Source organism: Pseudomonas fluorescens NCIMB 11764, from assembly GCF_000293885.2.
In the GTDB taxonomy this organism is placed as follows: Bacteria; Pseudomonadota; Gammaproteobacteria; order Pseudomonadales; family Pseudomonadaceae; genus Aquipseudomonas; species Aquipseudomonas fluorescens_B.
Genome location: NZ_CP010945.1, coordinates 200139 through 216991 on the forward strand (window position 1 = coordinate 200139; position 16853 = coordinate 216991).

General features: G+C 51.2%; 17 protein-coding genes. 10 read left to right on the plus strand and 7 right to left on the minus strand.

Translation table 11 applies throughout. The features are described from left to right. Positions 1-177 precede the first annotated feature (177 nt). Together B723_RS00955 and B723_RS00960 are read right to left on the minus strand one after the other, a co-directional pair. Positions 178-630, minus strand: a complete 453-nt coding sequence (locus tag B723_RS00955) for an antitoxin Xre/MbcA/ParS toxin-binding domain-containing protein (RefSeq protein WP_017340936.1) — start codon at positions 628-630, stop codon at positions 178-180. A 419-nt stretch (positions 631-1049) separates the two neighbouring features. Continuing rightward, positions 1050-1514 (minus strand): hypothetical protein, encoded by a 465-nt coding sequence (locus tag B723_RS00960; protein WP_017340937.1) that lies wholly within the window; start codon positions 1512-1514, stop codon positions 1050-1052. A 234-nt stretch (positions 1515-1748) separates the two neighbouring features. Between B723_RS00960 and B723_RS00965 the strand changes: the two genes are divergently transcribed. Beyond that, positions 1749-2207: a helix-turn-helix domain-containing protein gene (locus B723_RS00965; RefSeq protein ID WP_017340938.1), complete on the plus strand. Its 459-nt coding sequence runs from the start codon at positions 1749-1751 to the stop codon at positions 2205-2207. Between the two features lie 422 nt (positions 2208-2629). Here B723_RS00965 and B723_RS00970 read toward each other — a convergent pair whose 3' ends face one another. From B723_RS00970 to B723_RS00980, 3 genes are all read right to left on the minus strand, one after another. Further along, the gene (locus B723_RS00970; RefSeq protein ID WP_031319140.1) at positions 2630-3667 is read right to left on the minus strand and encodes a GGDEF domain-containing protein; all 1038 of its coding nucleotides are present in this window, start codon (positions 3665-3667) and stop codon (positions 2630-2632) included. A 353-nt stretch (positions 3668-4020) separates the two neighbouring features. Further along, positions 4021-5157 (minus strand): nickel/cobalt efflux protein RcnA, encoded by a 1137-nt coding sequence (locus B723_RS00975; RefSeq protein WP_017340941.1) that lies wholly within the window; start codon positions 5155-5157, stop codon positions 4021-4023. Between the two features lie 7 nt (positions 5158-5164). After that, positions 5165-5464: a metal-sensing transcriptional repressor gene (locus B723_RS00980; protein WP_017340942.1), complete on the minus strand. Its 300-nt coding sequence runs from the start codon at positions 5462-5464 to the stop codon at positions 5165-5167. 513 nt (positions 5465-5977) lie between these two features. Between B723_RS00980 and B723_RS00985 the strand changes: the two genes are divergently transcribed. The 3 genes from B723_RS00985 (at position 5978) to B723_RS33885 (ending at position 7598) form a co-directional block, all read left to right on the plus strand. Next, positions 5978-6715: a HupE/UreJ family protein gene (locus B723_RS00985; RefSeq protein WP_031319141.1), complete on the plus strand. Its 738-nt coding sequence runs from the start codon at positions 5978-5980 to the stop codon at positions 6713-6715. A 12-nt stretch (positions 6716-6727) separates the two neighbouring features. Further along, on the plus strand, positions 6728-7381 hold the full coding sequence (locus B723_RS00990; RefSeq protein ID WP_031319142.1) for a hypothetical protein: 654 nt from the start codon (positions 6728-6730) through the stop codon (positions 7379-7381). A gap of 88 nt (positions 7382-7469) precedes the next feature. Then, complete coding sequence (locus tag B723_RS33885) at positions 7470-7598, plus strand: hypothetical protein (protein ID WP_256578041.1); 129 nt, start codon at positions 7470-7472, stop codon at positions 7596-7598. 351 nt (positions 7599-7949) lie between these two features. Here the strand turns inward: B723_RS33885 and B723_RS00995 are convergent, their stop codons facing one another. After that, the gene (locus B723_RS00995; RefSeq protein ID WP_017340946.1) at positions 7950-9140 is read right to left on the minus strand and encodes an MFS transporter; all 1191 of its coding nucleotides are present in this window, start codon (positions 9138-9140) and stop codon (positions 7950-7952) included. A gap of 260 nt (positions 9141-9400) precedes the next feature. Between B723_RS00995 and B723_RS01000 the strand changes: the two genes are divergently transcribed. The 3 genes from B723_RS01000 to B723_RS01010 all read left to right on the plus strand — a co-directional run bounded on the left by B723_RS01000 (position 9401) and on the right by B723_RS01010 (position 12182). Then, complete coding sequence (locus tag B723_RS01000) at positions 9401-9604, plus strand: co-regulatory protein PtrA N-terminal domain-containing protein (RefSeq protein WP_052909673.1); 204 nt, start codon at positions 9401-9403, stop codon at positions 9602-9604. Positions 9605-10285: 681 nt separating this feature from the next. Beyond that, positions 10286-11026, plus strand: a complete 741-nt coding sequence (locus tag B723_RS01005; protein ID WP_031319074.1) for a membrane protein — start codon at positions 10286-10288, stop codon at positions 11024-11026. A gap of 952 nt (positions 11027-11978) precedes the next feature. Continuing rightward, entirely contained in the window at positions 11979-12182 is a 204-nt protein-coding gene (locus B723_RS01010; RefSeq protein WP_017340948.1) for a co-regulatory protein PtrA N-terminal domain-containing protein, read from the plus strand. 272 nt (positions 12183-12454) lie between these two features. Here B723_RS01010 and B723_RS01015 read toward each other — a convergent pair whose 3' ends face one another. Next, positions 12455-13159: a response regulator transcription factor gene (locus B723_RS01015; protein ID WP_017340949.1), complete on the minus strand. Its 705-nt coding sequence runs from the start codon at positions 13157-13159 to the stop codon at positions 12455-12457. Between the two features lie 145 nt (positions 13160-13304). On the opposite strand from B723_RS01015, the gene B723_RS01020 reads away from it, so the two are divergent. From B723_RS01020 to B723_RS01030, 3 genes are all read left to right on the plus strand, one after another. Beyond that, positions 13305-13997 (plus strand): response regulator transcription factor, encoded by a 693-nt coding sequence (locus B723_RS01020; RefSeq protein ID WP_031319143.1) that lies wholly within the window; start codon positions 13305-13307, stop codon positions 13995-13997. After that, positions 13975-15342 carry a sensor histidine kinase gene (locus B723_RS01025; protein WP_031319144.1) on the plus strand — a complete coding sequence of 456 codons (1368 nt, stop codon included), beginning with the start codon at positions 13975-13977 and terminating at the stop codon, positions 15340-15342. The genes B723_RS01020 and B723_RS01025 overlap by 23 nt, the downstream gene beginning before the upstream one ends. Before the next feature lie 567 nt (positions 15343-15909). After that, entirely contained in the window at positions 15910-16695 is a 786-nt protein-coding gene (locus tag B723_RS01030) for a glycosyltransferase family 2 protein (protein ID WP_017340952.1), read from the plus strand. The last annotated feature ends 158 nt before the right edge of the window (positions 16696-16853 follow it).

Here is a 16853-nt window from a genome sequence, read left to right on the forward strand (position 1 = left end):
TAACCAGCAGCGCCAATCCGGCGTTGCATGAGTAAATTCTTGGTGTTGTTCATCGCGGTTGTCGCACCTACGTGAATAAACCGGACATCGCTCGCTGAGCACTTAGATAATTAGTAGGCCGGCAGCCATGTCGAGCCGGGGGCCGCGTGAATCTGAGCACCGCGTCTATAGTCTCGACTACTCAAAACGCAACCTATCAGCATGTTCAATGAGCAATTCCTCAATCAAGTGAGTGCCCAGGTAGGTCGAAAGCAGCACAATTGGAGGAGTGCCCGCAAAACGCAGTTTTGGTTTGCATAGCCAAAACCGTGCTTTTTCTTTGCTCCCAAACACCGCTTGGGCCATGGCTGCTACATGAGCGAGTCGAAACAATCGATCACTCTGACCCAAAGTCAAGCGCTGTCCGCGCGCTAATCGGCGATGGAGAGTGCTCATCGAAATAACCTGGCTGAGCGCGTCAGTGCTGAAGAGGCTCTGCTCGCACCAAGCCTTTATCCTCGTAGGCTCGAAGCCCGCCGCGATAATTTCGTGAATTCTTTGTTCATCAGCGTCGGCTGGAATGTGTAATGACGCTTCCAGCCGTATCCGATAAACGTGGTAAACCGGTCCGCTCACTCTTCCTGCGAGCATGGATTTCTGCCACCTGCCAGCAGGCCCACAGGTTCAAATTCTCTACCCAGCGACAAAGCGACATCAAGGAATCGTGAAGCCCGCGCCGTGCGCCGATCGACTCCACAGCGAGCCTGTGCAATGAGAGACGCAGTATTCTGCCACTTGAGTGTTTTGACTTTGCGTTTGCCCTTCATAACGATTCCCGTAGTGGGTTAGTTTTTACCCACTGGTGGTGGGTCACCATTCATGGAAGAAACAAAAATTGTCCCCCGCCCATTCACTACTTTTTGCAGTCACCTCCTTCAACTCCACACGATGAGGCGCGGTAATCCTATACAGGCTTCAGACGGGCGCTCGGACGGGTCAGCAAAAGCTCAGTAACGAAATCAGTGTGGGGCCAATAACACGCTGCTCCCTACTGGTCATGGTTAGCGAAGTCACGGCAAGGCCGCATAAAGGAACAACTCGCTCTCATTTAGCACACGATCGGATACTTGGGGAGTACGAGCATGGAGACCATGTTCCGAGTACCAGACATGGCGAGTTTTTTTTCTGCGAAGATCGAGTTCTCCGAGCTTGTAGGTACCTGTCGCTGTTTTGTAAACCACTGCTGATTCGTCAGCTTCGGCCCCCCTGAAACAGACAACATGGATCACGTCCTCTAAGCTCCAAAATCCCCGACCGTCCACACTCGGCGGGCAAAGCATCTGTACGCTTTCAATGAGAACATCCTGTGCGAAATTCAAATAGTTCTGGAGCTCGTAGGCGCAACGGACAATCGCCGCACGGTCTCGTTTGCCCGTTTTAATTGAGGTGATAGTTATCAGAAAGCAGAAGCCTTCAACCTCACAGTGCGACCTTGCATGAACTGCGCGGCTCTTGGGGTCAAGCACGTAAATCACTAGTTGCTCCGTTGCGAATGAGCTGAATCCTCCCAAGGTAGCTTGGGTTTGGACAGTTGCCAGCGTGAGACTTGGTTCCGCAGTCTCCGTTTGGCATGCGGTACCTGTGTATGTGTGTGTGGAGGAACGCTAGGAAGAAAAGGAATCGAAACCCCACATATACATGTTATAGCCCCGCGATGCGGGGTGTCAAAGCATGGCCTTATTGCTCTTTTACGGCTGCGCGGAAGAGCAATGGAATATCTGGAAGCTCTTGGGCAAACTCTGAGAGAAATTAGAGTAGACGCCGGACTTAAACGGGAGGACTGTTCGAGGGCGCTGAGTCGCGAGTATCTCGCCAGCGTAGAGCGAGGCCGTCAAAGCATTTCGATCGCAAAGTTTCGGTCCCTTTGCGACTGCTTAGGCGTTACGCCGAGCATCGTGCTTTTTACGGTAGAGGCCCGCTTGGCATCCTTGAGTTTAGGGGACTATCAGGCTAAACAACGCAGCGAGCTCGATGAATACCTCAAAGCAGGGAGGCTACGCAGCGAATTCAGTGCCAGCGCGATTCAAGGCGTACGAGGGAAACGTGCTGAGAACAATCGCAATGCCATTCAAAAACTCCAATCCGAAGGGCTCAGCAAAATAGAGGTATCTCGTAAGCTCGGGTTTGGAACAACAACAGTGGACCGACATTGGCGCAAAACGAACTAATCGCCCCTAGTTTCGTAGATACATCCAAGCCTTAGAATGAGGCCCATTAGGAGGTGTCACGAGCAACCAGCATCATCTCGAAGAATTCAAAATCCAGGCGGTCAACCAAGTGACCGAAAAAAATTTTCCCGACGATCCGTGAAGAACCCATTTTTAGCCACTTACCTCGTCCGCTTGTTGCGTTTGGGTGAGCACGAAGGGCGCACATATAGTTTTTAGAACTTCGAAACTTTTTATGAAGAAGTATTCGGACTACCGAGGGATCCGCTTTATCTCTTGGTCACTTACAACACTCGACTGGTCTAGTGCGCCCCCGGCGATCTGAATGGCAGAATAGTTCGGCAGCCAGGTAGAAGGAACGCGAATCGAATGCCCATATCCTGTGGAGTTATCTGATGGCAGCAAGAGCCCGAACGCCAGTTTCAGTTCACTCGATTACGCCCACTGCGCTTGGCTCGATAGAGCGCATCATCGGCACGAGTCAGAAGATTTTCCACATTGTCACCAGCCTTGGCGAGGGCGACACCAAAGGACGCAGTTACAGTGTCGAGCACCTCATCCGTGCCACGAGCCTTGATCCGCAGGGACTGAATTTTTAGGCGGAGCTGCTCAGCGAAAGTATGAGCACTGGTGAGATCAAAACACTCCTGCAGGACTATACAGAACTCTTCACCACCATAGCGTGCCGCTAGGGCCTGAGGCGGGAGTGAGCTCCGTAACACCTGACCAACATGCTCAAGTACGCGGTCGCCTAAAGGGTGACCGTACTGGTCATTGAATTGCTTGAAATGATCGATATCCAGCATAATCAACGCCACCCCATGAGAAACGTTACTCAGCGCCCGCTCTAGTAAGCGAGTGAAGGTGGCTCGGTTCAGCACCTTAGTCAAACCATCCAGCGTCGCGGCCAGTTGGGCGAGCTCGAGCTTGTTCCTCAGACTTTTAATCTCATTTTGCGCAGAGTGCAGTTGGGAGAGGAAAAGCTCTTGCCGATCTTGCATGTGCTGCGTGCTCTGCTGCAGCTCGCTTAATATTGCGGGCAACCTCTCATTGACCGGCTCCTCAAGCATTTCCATGCACTGCCCAAGACTCGCCTGAAAGTTGAGATTGCCCTCCATATTGTGCGAGACATCACGCTCCATGTCGTCAACCAGATCGATTGCTTGCTGCTGTCCAGCGCGGGCGTCCTCCAATTCGTCACGAATGATGTAGTCGCGAAAAAGCTTCGAAGCGGATTCAGGAGGGAAACAGTCGAAATCTTTAACAACCCTATCCAATTGACGATTAAGCTCCGGTTCCTGACCTTTGCTGTAGGTGTACCAGAGAGCATAGTGCACGGGATTCGGTGGAATGTTGTGACGCACCATGAGTGGTATGGCCTGCTTCAGCAGAGCCGCCGCCTCGCGGGAGTCCTCTGGATACAGCGCTAGGGCAGTCGCACGCGTCTCTGATTGGCTCATAACGTTACTGTGGTTGGTTTTTATTGGCATATATGAAGTCGGGCAGCATATGCTTACTTACACCAAGCAGCCACACATAATTTATGCCTAATCCCTGCTGGACTAGCAATAAACCGCGTTCGACTACAGCAATTTTCTGGTGAAGTAGCCCCCGCCATCCTAGTTTGGTGAGTTCAGTTGCGTAGGATCTACCTAATTGAAATGGGTGGCTGATAGTTGATAGCTTTTTTTCGAGCGTCCGCCTAAACAGGTGTCCGATTACATTAGACAACTACAAACACCATAGGACAGAGGAGGAAGCTGAACCTCAGTTGCATCCCACTCTATTCACTTTACCTAATTGATATGCCTGCCTATGCGCTCAAGCCGATCCAACCGTGGATGCCCACGTAAAGGCCGACACCGATGATCAGCGCGCTGGATAGGTAAGGCGCTCGACGGGCAACAGCAGCCATCCAAGGCCAGCGGTTGGAGGCCTGCTTGGCGCCAATAGCCGCCGCTGCGCCGACAGTCACCAGTGTGAGTGCCAGACCAATGCTAAAACACAGGACTAGCACGCCACCCAAGGCGACCTCTTTGACCTGAAGACATAGCAAGAGAACGGTGATGGCAGCCGGACAAGGAATCAAACCACCAGTCAAACCGAACATGACGATTTGGCCGGTGGTGACTTCGCGGTTAGTGAAGCGTTTACGGATATCGTTGGCATGGGCACGTTCATGTGCGTCCTGATACCCATCAATCGACAGTTCCAACCCTTCCAGTTCGGAATGCGCGTGGCCGTGATCATGCTCCTGGTAGTCCAAGTCATAATCATGGGAGTGCCCCGCGTGCCCAAGACTCAAGCGAGCACTGAACTCATGAGGCTCGGGGATATCGACTGCCGACTCCAGGAAGCCCTCGCGCTCGACGAAGGTGAACGACAGGGTGCTGCCGTCAGGACGAGTAGTCATCAGACGAACATCTGAGGCTGCCCAAGCGTGCCCGGTCAATGTCTTCAGGCGCCAGTGCGGTGGCGCGCCGTCTTCGAAGATCGACAGCTCAACACGACCATGGCCAGTATCGATTCCGTGGGTCTCATCATGATGGCCGTGCTCATGCTCGCCATGGTGGTGATCATCACCTTGCTCGAACTTGAACATCTGCTCGCCGCGCCAAGTACGCCACAGCATCCACAGCGCAATTACGATGATCAGGGCGGAGGATGCTAGCTGGAAGTATGGCTCAGTGGTTTGAGCGTCCAGGCCTTTGCCCAGATACATGCCGCCGATGGCGACCAGCCACACTACGGCGGTGTGCGATAGCGTTGCAGCCAGCCCCAACAATACGGCCTGTTTTACCGAGCCACGGATGGCCACGATGAAAGCCGCCATCATGGTTTTTGAGTGGCCAGGTTCTAGGCCATGCAAGGCCCCGAGCAAAATGGCGCTCGGGAAGTACAGCCAGGCGTGCGAACCACCCTGTTGCAAGAGTTCAGCGAAGTTGGGCATATCAGACCTAGAGGTACTTGGTGATTTGTTTGAAAGCTTCCAGCGGTGCACGCTCGCCATTGCCCAGCGCCGAAACGGTGTCCTCAAGGCAGTGGTCAATGTGATCTTGGATGAGCGTTCGTTTTGCCTGACATATGGCTTTCTCAACTGCATGCAACTGCTGAGCAATGTCCACGCACTCACGACCCTCTTCGATCATGGTGATGATCCCGCGTAAATGGCCGTCCGCTCGTTTGAGGCGCTTGATGATCGCCTCATGACTTTGGTGGGTGTGGGGATGGCTGTGTTCGTGTTCGTGCTCACTCATGACTTGAGCCTCAGGCCTCAATGAATTACGCTGGCACCGTATCCCCCCCAGGGGGATGTGGTCAAACGAATCAAAGCCCTACAAAACGAGTTGAAACCCGAGCACTATGTTCAGCAGAACACTGACAATGACGGTGGTAATCGCACTTGCTCTCGCCATGTTTGTGGCTTGGGCCGGGCACACCTATACGTTGTCGGTGACATCGAAACAGCCAGCCTGGGAGATTGCGCAAGACGCACATCACTCCCATGAGCAGCAGGCAGAGATGTCGAGCGCGAGCTACTCGGATCATTACCACTCGCCGTTGACCCCTGATCATCAGCACGAAACGCCACAGCTCACGTCCGCGTTGAGTTTGGCTGCACAGCCAAAGCTATCCATACGAGTTGATGCGCGCAGATATTCCGTCCCTCGTCCGCCGATTTTCTTGATCGAGCGTCCGCCCCGTCCTTCGTTCGCATCCTGACCATGGCCGCACTGCGGCCTTTGATCCCTGCAACGTAGGATTGATCTATGCATTCGCACTCAATGAGTGGCGTTGTCGCATTCACTGCGCCATCGCACCGCCCGCTACTGCTGTTGTTTTTACTTGTCGCTGCACTTTTCCTCGGGATGCCCGAGGCGATGGCTCATGCCGTCGCGGAAGGTGACAAGGGCTTCATCCAGGAGAGTTCCGGCGTCATGTTGCTGCCATTCATCTACATGGGCGCCAAGCACATGATGACGGGCTACGACCACCTGCTTTTTCTGTTTGGGGTGATCTTCTTCCTCTACCGTCTGAAGGACGTGGGGCTCTACGTCACGCTATTCGCTGTAGGCCACTCGGTCACGCTGCTGTTTGGCGTGCTGACCGAGATCAGCATCAGCTCCTACATCATCGACGCCATCATTGGTTTCTCTGTGGTGTACAAGGCGCTCGATAACTTGGGTGCATTCCAGCGCTGGTTCGGCTTCCAACCCAACACCAAGGTGGCCACGCTGATCTTCGGCCTGCTCCACGGTTTCGGCTTGGCGACGAAGATTCAGGAGTACGAGATCTCTCCTGATGGACTGATTCCGAACCTGATCGCCTTCAACATTGGCGTTGAGATCGGCCAATTGCTGGCCCTCAGCGCGATTCTCATTCTGATGGGGTATTGGCGGCGTACAGGTGGTTTCTGGCGCCACGCCTACACCGCCAACGTCGCCATGATGAGTGCCGGCTTCCTCCTGATGGGTTACCAGATCACCGGCCTGTTTGTCTCCGCGTAAGGAATTCTGACTATGTTCAATACTCCGCTTCCATCTGTTAATGAATTGCCCAGCACTCGCAAACTGGTACGTTCGACTGTCATAGCAATGCTGGTTGCTGCCGGTCTTCTGGTAACGGTCGTAATGCCTTCGGAATACGCCATTGATCCGACAGGTGTGGGCCGAGCACTGGGGCTGACCCAGATGGGCGAATTGAAGATCATCCTTGCCCAGGAGGCTTTAGCGGATGCAGCTGCGCCGCAAGCATCTGCTCCTGCTCCTGCTCCTGCTCCTGCTCCGCAGGTTGCGCAAGTTCAACCTGTTGCGAAACCTGCTCCTCAATCTGAAGCAACATCAGCTCCTGCTTTGAAAACGAATCAAATCACCGTCACGCTGAAGCCTGGTGAAGGGAAAGAAATCAAGCTGGAAGTGCTGAAGGGCAAGACTGTCAGCTATGCATGGACAGCGCTTGGTGGGCCAGTGAACTACGAGACCCATGGTGAGCCCTACAATGCTAAAAAGGGCTATTTCCACAGTTATGGCAAGGGCAAACAAGTCAAAGATAACCAGGGGGAATTTACTGCGATTTTTGACGGTACTCATGGCTGGTTCTGGCGTAACCGCAGCAACAGTGACGTGACCATCTCACTCAAAGCGACCGGCGATTACTTGAGCGTCAAGCAGTAATCCGAGACGGCGATGGCTGTGCTGCAGTCGAGAGGCAGCGTTCAATCACGGAAAATCTCTTTCATCCATTTCTTTAAAGGGTATCCCCATGAAAACCCAAACAACACTGTTCCGTTCGATGCTCCTGATCTGCTTCCTTGGCCTGATGACGGCATGCGATGGTGGTAAAAAAGTTACTACCACCGAAAGCGCTGAACACGGCCACTCACACGAGTAACACCCGGCACAAACAAAGCTACATTTGCGAAGCTCTTGAAGGGCTGGCATTTGGATCGGCGTGGCCGGCACTTCTCGGACTGTCCTATCTGGGGATTCAAGCCGGCCAAGTTGGGCCAAAGGGACTACTCGTCGCCGGATGTTAGGCACTGATACTTACGAAGGCTTCGATATCTATCGTAGCCATGCAACCGATACCGAGCGCTATGCTGTCATGGCGCAAACCCAACCTTGGCCTCCACCTATTGGTAGGCTTCGGACTGGCAGAAACTGCCGGCGCGGCATATCGATCTGACGGACGAGACGAATGAGCCCCTGATGTTCCAGTGAGCAGATGATCTGACCTGAGGAATTATTGATTCTTCAGCAACAGTAAGAGAAGAGCTGTTGAAGCAATCAATGCCCCCACCACGAAGGTGCTGTCTGATCCGATGCTTTGCCATAGCCAGCCCGCAAGAACACTGGCGATCAGCATGCATGCACCACTGACCAAATTGAAAATACCGAAGGCGGTGCCCTTAAGTTTTCCAGGCGCTTTATCGGCTACAAGCGAGGCAAGAATGCCTTGGCTGAATCCCATATGAAGCCCCCACAATGCAACGCCCAGCATCATCGTAATGGCAGAGCTGGACTGAGCAAGCACCAGATCCGCTAGGATGAGTAACCCCATCCCCACAACGAGCAGTTTCGTACGGCTGATACGATCAGATAGCCAACCGGCGGGGTAAGCAGACAAGGTATAGAAAAGTGCCATGACCACCATCACCAGAGGAATCCAGGTGGCCGAAAAGCCTAACTGCTGGGCCCGTAATACCAGAAACGCTTCACTGAACCGGGCTAGCGTAAATACTCCACCAATGACAACAACCCACCAATATCCAGACGAGAAGTCGAGCAAGGCTCTCCAGTGAATCGGAGAGCGAAATTTGTGTTCGCTGGGGGCGTGTACGGGCTCTTTTACTCCCGTGACAATTAGAGTCACCGCTATCGCTGCAGGAATCACTGCAACCCACAGTACAAGCTGTATATCTGCGAGCCACAACATCAGCAATATGGCCAGAGCGGGGCCAAGAACGGCTCCTACGGTATCCATCGATTGTCTTAACCCAAAGCAGGCGCCCCGGATCTCTGGTGGCGAAACATCTGCGACCAGTGCATCACGCGGCGCGCCACGAATCCCCTTACCGATACGATCCAGAAAGCGAGCAGTGAATACCACCTCGACTGTATGAGCCAAAGGGAAAAGCGGCTTGGTCAGGGCGGCCAAACCATATCCAAGTAGCATTAGTCCTTTGCGTCGCCCTATAAAGTCGCTGATGGCGCCAGAAAATATTTTGACGAACATGGCCGTCGACTCGGCGATCCCCTCTATCACTCCGACAGTCAATGCACTCGCGCCCAACGTAGTGACTAAAAACACAGGCAGTAAACTGTGTACCAGCTCAGACGATAGATCCATGAACAAGCTAACAAAGCCCAACGCCCAGATCGTGCGCGGAATCCGAAGGCGCTCAACATTTGTATTAGGGCTATCGCTGTTCATATTTTCATCCTGTACTCGTCGGTGCCGCAGAAAAATATGGAAGGCAGCGCCCCTTCTACATGACTATCTCACTCGCTTGGACTGCAGATAGTGGTAGGAAGAAATGGTGCCCAAGATATGGAGGTTACACAGGACACACCTAGGCATCTGCCTGTCAAAAAATTCATTTTGCGGGGATGAGCGTGAAATGCCCCCAGCTTCAGTATTAGCCCAAGCCAGCAAACATTGTGATGGCTAAACCTAAGTACTGGAGATTTGCCATGAAAACCCTGAAGGCTCTTTTGATCGTAACCTTGATGAGTGCCTCTGTAGCTGCGATGGCAGAAGGTGGAGGCGATACAGTAGCTGCAAAGATGGAGGCCGCAAGAGAGTCTGCGATGGTAACGTACCAACAGTCTGAACACGCAACCGCCGTTGCCAGCAATCACCAAGCGGCGTCCAACGATGTCGAATGCACAAATTAATACTACGCAATACTCATCAATTATTTGGCAGCCTCCGACTTGCTCGTGCGCTTTAACTGCCATGGGCCACAGCCAAAGAACCTGCTACAAACAACCACTAAAAAAGCCGCTTACTCGCAGCTTACAGTAGGGGCTATCAGGTTAAAAGAATAAAAAATTCAACTCGGGTTGCGAACAGCATCGACAATCCGAGTATTGGGCGTGCAAGAAATTACTTGCTTGCATCATAATACTTTGCACATATAATTTACATGAAGGTTATGGTCGGCCTAAATTACGAACCATACCTCCAAGGCACAAGTAAAAAGTCTAGTCTGCGACAATTATTAACGTAAAAAAAACGCAATAAATTTGTTTGCGAGTCCCTATTAAATAAATCCCTTGAACTGAATACCCCCTACAAGGGGGCAAGAAAGTAAAAGCTTAGTGCTGAGTTTGCGCCAGAAACGACACGAATAATAAATTTAATTATGAGTGTTCTTTGACAGAATTTTGATCTTTTACACCCTAAGCTGCGCTCATCTATACATCGCGCTATAGCTTGATCGTTACCCTCACAAACTATACCGGTTATCCCTAATAGATGTATGTGAGTCCGATGCAAATGGCGAGATTTTAGACGCTGTAATTTATAGCTTTAATCCGTTTCCAGGAATCCCCTCTATGAGCACCTCTATCAGTTTGAATAAGCTGCCAGAAATAACTTTGGCGTTCTGGGCGATGAAAATCTGCGCCACCACCCTCGGCGAGACTGCCGGTGATTTACTGTCGATGACGCTGAACGTGGGGTATGCGATCAGCTCAATGATCCTGATAAGTGCCTTCCTGATTACACTTAGCTTGCAGCTATTTTCGAAAAGTTATAATCCCGTGTTGTACTGGATCGTTATTCTATCCACCAGTACCGCAGGCACCACCATGTCGGACTTTATGGATCGCACCTTGGGCCTTGGCTATGCGTCCGGCTCGCTAATTCTGATCAGCCTGTTGATCGCCATTTTTGCGATCTGGCGCTTGAGCGAAAAAACGCTGTCGGTAAACAACATCCATACCACTAAGGGCGAGCTGTTCTATTGGGCGGCAATTCTGATTTCCAACACGCTGGGCACAGCGTTAGGCGACTACCTGGCAGATGACTCCGGCCTGGGCTTCGCTGGCGGCGCATTGCTGATCGGGTCAGCGATTGCCGCAGTGATGCTGGCCAAGTTCTACACGCGGATTTCCACAGTGCTGCTCTTCTGGTTGGCGTTTGTCCTGACCCGACCGTTCGGCGCGACACTCGGCGATTTTTTGACCAAGTCTCACGAAAAAGGCGGTTTGGATTTTGGCACAGTTGGTTCATCGTTAGTGTTGGCCAGTGTGTTGGTAGTGCTGGTGTCCTTCGCCGTCAAGGCCCGCAGCGCTGAAGAAATGTACGGCTAAACGGCTTGTGGGGGAGCAGGAGCACTACAAGTGTCGAGTTGGTGCTTGACAGCATGTTGTGTGAGCCGAATTTTCCGCGTACGGATTTCATCCTCACTGATGACTACGTTGTGTGGTCGCCCCAACCTTGAGATGGGCCTAGTCTAAAAATGGAAAATGCTCGATACGACATTTGCTCTTAAGCCAATTAGGCGCTTTGAAAAAGGCACCGAGGAATTTCCCACTACCGTTTACCCCTTCAGAGTGGTCGTCTGACCTATCGGGCCTGATGGTCTCATCACCGGTACTTTATAGGCAGCCCACGAATGATGTCGTCCCTGGTCTAAACGATCATTGAGTTCCTCACGGTGCATCCTCATGCTGTCTATCTGGCGGTATTGTTCTTGGCTCTTTCCGAGTCAGTTCCGATCATCGGAGCCGTTGTTCCAGGCACTGCCGTGATCCTTGCGCTAAGTTCCTTTGTTATTGCTCTGTGCGTTGTTAGTCGCCGCGACATTAGGTGCTGAAGTGGGGATGGTCTTTCGTTCTGGCTAGGGCATCGACACCCGCGCAAAACTCTTGGTTTCTGGCCATTGAGCCTCCACCCTGAACTGATTCAGAGCAGCAAGGCCTTTTTCGAGCGTCACGACGCGAAGAGCTTATTTCTCGTGCGCTTCGTACCGGGCATTCACACCTCCATTCGCTGCTCATATTTTCATCCTGTACTCGTTGTTGCCGAAGAGAGGTCGGGAAAGGCAGGGCCACTTCTACATTGCTATCGTACTCACTGGGAATGCAGATAGTGGTGGGAAGAAATGGCCTCCGGGATACGGAAGTCACACAGAGCGCACCTCGGATATTTATCTGTCAAAAAATTCATTTTGCGGGGAAGAGCGTGAAATACAACCAGCTTTAGTATTAGCCCAAGCCAGCAAACATTGTGATGGCTAAACCTAAACACTGGAGATTTGCCATGAAAACCCTGAAAGCTCTTTTGATCGTAACCTTGATGAGTGCTTCTGTAGCTGCGATGGCAGAAGGCGGCGGCGATACAGTAGCTGCAAAGATGGAGGCCGCAAGAGAGTCTGCGATGGTAACGTACCAAAAGTCTGAACACGCAACCGCCGTTGCCAGCAATCACCAAACGGCGTCCAACGATGTCGCACGTTCGAATTGACAGGACGTTTTACTCATCAAGTTCATTAGCAGCCGACTACTTAATCATGCGCTTTAAGTGCCATGAATTGCAGTCGGGAAAGCTGCCGCAAGGACGCATAACCAGAGTCGCTTATTCGCCGTGTGGCAGTAGGACTCATCCTTTAAAAAACAGTCAAAACGACCTGCTCGGGTTGCGGGGTACACCGACAATCCGAGTAATAGGTCGGCAGCAAAAAAGCTGCTCTAATGATACGCCAACATTTCATCAACCTGCTGCTTCAGCTCTGGTTATTACCGAGCGGGAGTTTCAGAAAAGTTCGTCACCACGTTGAGGCAATAGCCTGCGCCAGGAATGGTAGCAATTAGCGCAATTCCAAATCCATCATCTAACTTTCGACGTAAGCGATAAATATGTTTATCGATAACGTTGTCGTTTGGATCGAATTCATAGTCCCAGGCACTCTCAAGTAGCATCAAGCGAGTAACAACCTCACCACAATGTCTCATGAGTTTTTCTAGAATCAAGGTTTCGCGGTGAGCAAGCGATATCGTGCGCCCCATCCATGTTACCTGCCGAGCTGCAGAGTCAAGGCACAGTTCGCCAATACACAAGGTACTCGCCTTACCAGGTTGCTGATCTCTCGGGCGCAATAATCCTTCCAGTCGAGCTAATACTTCAACAAAGGCATAGGGCTTCGCCAAGTAGTCGTCGCAACCCGCTTTAAGCCCCTCAACACGCTGCTGGGTCGAGGCTAAGGCGCTGAGCATCAATACTGGCGTCTGCATCCCCTCCCTGCGTAGCTCTCGAACTAACGACAAACCGTCCATACCGGGTAGGCATCGATCAACGATCAAAGCGTCATAGATACCCTCGAGCGCCATAGCGAGACCGTCACGACCATCTTCGCTGGCATCGACGACATGTCCGCTTTCTCCGAGTCCTCGCACTAGGTATGAAGCGGTACGGGCATCATCCTCAATGACTAGAATACGCACACAAACCTCGCAAAGACTTAAATAAACTTTTTTTCATTTTCTCGGAAGCTCAGTGTATAGACTGGCTTGGCACACTATGCCATCAAAGGGGTCGCTTGATTTACATCGACCTATGAATTTCAGCCCGGAGCTCAGCGCGACGCCTATGACCCACGTACTGGTTATCGAGGATGATCCCGTCACCTCACGGGAGATTGAGGCAGCCCTTAACGACCATGGCTTTGACGTAACCCTGGTAAACAATGGTCGTGAAGGCTTGGTAGCGGCCATTAGTGATACCTTCGACATCATTGTTCTTGATCGCATGCTACCTGGAGCGCTTGACGGCCTAGGCATGCTTACCGCATTGCGCGCCTCCGGCATCACCACACCGGTTCTGATTCTCAGTGCGCTAAGCGCTTTAGATGAGCGGGTTCGAGGCCTTCGTGCAGGAGGCGATGACTATTTGACCAAGCCGTTCGAGTTCATTGAGCTGACTGCTCGACTAGATGCTCTGAATCGCCGAAGGGCACCTCCTTCCGCAGCAAATCGAGACAGTCGATTGCGCATTGGGAATCTGGAAATTGACTTACTACGACGCTCAGTGCGCCGAGGCGAAAGACAGATTGACTTATTACCTCGTGAATACGCGTTACTAGAGTATCTCGCTCAACATGCCGGGCAAGTCGTCACGCGAACCATGCTCTTCGAAGCTGTCTGGAATTATAGTTATGACGACCGCACCAATGTGATAGATGTTCATATTGGTCGTCTGCGTCATAAGATTGATGGCGAGGGCGATTCTCCAATGCTCCAAACCATTCGGGGGGCTGGTTATGTCCTACGTTCGCCTGAGTGAGATTCCACGTACCATCAGCTTTCGAACAGCCCTTATGTTCCTGGCATTATTTGGGTGCTCGTTTTTTGCGTTATTTGGTTATATTTATTGGCAGACTACCGGATATCTGATCTCAGAGGTGGATACTGCACTGCATCGAGAGGTAGACCGCCAAAACGCCCAAGAGCCTGCGCTACGACGTACAGAAATACTTAAACATACGGAACAAGACCCCGAAGGGCGGCTCCCATATACGCTATTCGACTCTGCAGGTACAACGATTGCGGGGGCGCTATCAACCCTGCCTACGTTCAGTGCATACGATAAGCCTGCGGAATTTTTCTGGGATAAAGCTAACGGGCATGATCGGCCTATCCGCTACCTTGTTCACAAACTGGATGATGGAAGCACTCTTCTGATCGGCCAGGACATTCACGATATTCGTGAGTTTGACGAGCTTTTGGTCAATGCTCTGGTTTCAGGTGGCTCACTACTTATAGTAGTTGGGCTACTAGGAGCGATTGCATTAGGCGTATCTGCTCGCCGTCGTTTAGACGTACTTAGCCGCTCCATAAAAATAATTGTGGAAGGCGATCTCAGTGGGCGTTTACCTACACGGGGAAATAACGACGATATTGACCGTATTGCCGGCGTGGTAAACGGCATGCTGGATGCACTTGAACGGCTGATGAGTGAAGTCAAAGGTGTATGCGACGATATTGCTCATGACTTGCGAACACCGCTGACTCGCTTGATCGCTGGATTGGAACGTGCACAACGGCGTAGCTTGACGCAAAAAGAGTACGCCAGCGCTATCGATACAGCCATTGAGGATGCTAAGGGTCTAATGCAAACCTTCCGGGCACTGCTGCGCATTTCAGAAATAGAAGGCAGTGCTAGACGCAGTAATTTTACCCTTGTTGGTTTCAATCAAATCTGCGCTGATGCAGTTGAGCTCTTTGAGCCTCTCGCTGAAGAACGTGGTATGAATCTAGAGTTCAAGCCATGCGAGGGAGTCGACACAGTAATGGGGGATTCGCAGTTACTGTTTGATGCGGTTTGCAACCTCATCGATAACGCCATCAAGTTTTCACCGGACGGAAGTGACGTTGAAGTAACAGTCTCGGCAGACGCTAACAACTGCGGAATCAGTATCCGTGACCGTGGGCCCGGAATACCGGAGGAGGAACGAGAAGCTGTTTTCCGTCGACTCTATCGTTCAGAGTCCAGCCGTCATACGCCAGGAAATGGCCTGGGCTTAAGTATGGTTTCAGCTGTGGCACGTTTACATGACATGACCCTGCAGGTTCACGATGCCCAGCCCGGATGCCGAGTGGACTTGATAGGTAAAGCACAAAACGCTTGATGCTTTGGATCTATATCTGAAATTTTTATAGCGCGGCGGGCAACCCGTCCGAGGACACACGCCTACCTCTTGACTCAAATGAGGCCCCTGTATTTGAATCGCACGCTATGAACTCTATCGTCCTTGGCTTGCCTTCGTCTTAGAATCACGTCTTAAAATCTTTTCGCCTCCCAATTAGGAGTGACGATTATTGGGGACAACCACATCCCATAGCATCGTCGATCCATATCGACAAACCTGTCAAAAAATTCATCTGCAAGGGAGATGAATTATAAGTCTCCAGGCACAAAATAACGAAATAACGAAATAACGAAACAACAAATACCTTTAAAGCAAGACAGCTAGGCATTACATTCACTATTAAAAAAAGGCTCTGCAATATGAAGTCTGGTCTTTTATGACAATTGAATCACGCGCGTCCATTTTTAATTTTTCAGGATTGGAGGATCATAGTTTTTTGAGGGAGGGGGGGACTACGCAGCTTAGGCTGCGTTGTTACTCCCTATAATTCAGACAGTAAATCCAAGCCCCCCAACAAAGGCAGTCAAATCCGAGAGCCCGTGAGCTATGAAAGACCAGCCCCCCAAAAAGACAAACTATAGTATCGCCTTGGTTAATTACAAGTCGCTCGAGCTAACCAAAACATGTCTCCAACTCCTACAGAATATTATACAAGAAGAAGGTGTTCCAGTTTATGTGGTGGACAATGACTCCAGAGACTCAAGCACAGATTATCTTCGAGCTTTGAAATGGATCAATTTGATTGAGCGAAAAATAGAACATCCTGAAGCCGGGAATATTGCGCATGGTCGAGCTCTTGATCTCGCTTTAAGTCTCGTTGAAACGAAATATCTATTTTTGTTGCATACCGACACCTTCATTTATGACCTTGAAGTTTTTAACATGATGATCGCGCAGTGCATCGACCAACACGAGGTAGCAGCCGTTGGATGCCTAGAGCAGCTGAATAGAGGCTTTCTCCGCTCTACCTGGAGAGTGTCATCACGCTTTCTTAAACATTACACCAGGCGTGGCCTGAAGGCGCTTGGCATAAGATCAAGGGAGCCGAAACCATATAGAGAAATACACCTAAAAAGCTTTTGCACCCTATGGAACGTTAGGCTGGTCAAAAAGCACGGCTTGCATTTTCAAATGGACGAACGCAATCCAGGCTATGAGCTTCAGGATAGGATGAAAGAATTAGATTATAAGATTAAATTCATATCACCTCGAAAGATGTTTCGCTATCTAGATCACATTCAGAGCGGAACGATTTCGTCACTAGGCGGCTACACCAGCAACCACAGAAGAACCAAGATGTACAACCAAATAACACAGGGCTTAAAGTTTTAAAACGCGATGACAGAGTTGTCTTCGCTCAGTCTCAGAAAAGTTCCGTAGTAGTCTGATCTAGGCGTACGGACATCGACTGAACCTCGGTTTGGCGAAACGATTTGGATCATGTCCGAGGCACGACCTAAGCCCGTATCTCATCAACATCTCAAACAAAA

What these genes read in the sequence shown, in the direction of transcription:
- B723_RS00970 (WP_031319140.1), bottom strand. Translation starts at nt 3,667, where the DNA reads ATGAGCCAATCAGAGACGCGTGCGACTGCCCTAGCGCTGTATCCAGAG.
- B723_RS00990 (WP_031319142.1), top strand. Translation starts at nt 6,728, where the DNA reads ATGTTCAATACTCCGCTTCCATCTGTTAATGAATTGCCCAGCACTCGC.
- B723_RS00955 (WP_017340936.1), bottom strand. Translation starts at nt 630, where the DNA reads ATGCTCGCAGGAAGAGTGAGCGGACCGGTTTACCACGTTTATCGGATA.
- B723_RS01025 (WP_031319144.1), top strand. Translation starts at nt 13,975, where the DNA reads ATGTCCTACGTTCGCCTGAGTGAGATTCCACGTACCATCAGCTTTCGA.
- B723_RS00985 (WP_031319141.1), top strand. Translation starts at nt 5,978, where the DNA reads ATGCATTCGCACTCAATGAGTGGCGTTGTCGCATTCACTGCGCCATCG.
- B723_RS01010 (WP_017340948.1), top strand. Translation starts at nt 11,979, where the DNA reads ATGAAAACCCTGAAAGCTCTTTTGATCGTAACCTTGATGAGTGCTTCT.
- B723_RS00975 (WP_017340941.1), bottom strand. Translation starts at nt 5,157, where the DNA reads ATGCCCAACTTCGCTGAACTCTTGCAACAGGGTGGTTCGCACGCCTGG.
- B723_RS00980 (WP_017340942.1), bottom strand. Translation starts at nt 5,464, where the DNA reads ATGAGTGAGCACGAACACGAACACAGCCATCCCCACACCCACCAAAGT.
- B723_RS33885 (WP_256578041.1), top strand. Translation starts at nt 7,470, where the DNA reads ATGAAAACCCAAACAACACTGTTCCGTTCGATGCTCCTGATCTGCTTC.
- B723_RS01020 (WP_031319143.1), top strand. Translation starts at nt 13,305, where the DNA reads ATGACCCACGTACTGGTTATCGAGGATGATCCCGTCACCTCACGGGAG.
- B723_RS01000 (WP_052909673.1), top strand. Translation starts at nt 9,401, where the DNA reads ATGAAAACCCTGAAGGCTCTTTTGATCGTAACCTTGATGAGTGCCTCT.
- B723_RS00995 (WP_017340946.1), bottom strand. Translation starts at nt 9,140, where the DNA reads ATGAACAGCGATAGCCCTAATACAAATGTTGAGCGCCTTCGGATTCCG.
- B723_RS01030 (WP_017340952.1), top strand. Translation starts at nt 15,910, where the DNA reads ATGAAAGACCAGCCCCCCAAAAAGACAAACTATAGTATCGCCTTGGTT.
- B723_RS00965 (WP_017340938.1), top strand. Translation starts at nt 1,749, where the DNA reads ATGGAATATCTGGAAGCTCTTGGGCAAACTCTGAGAGAAATTAGAGTA.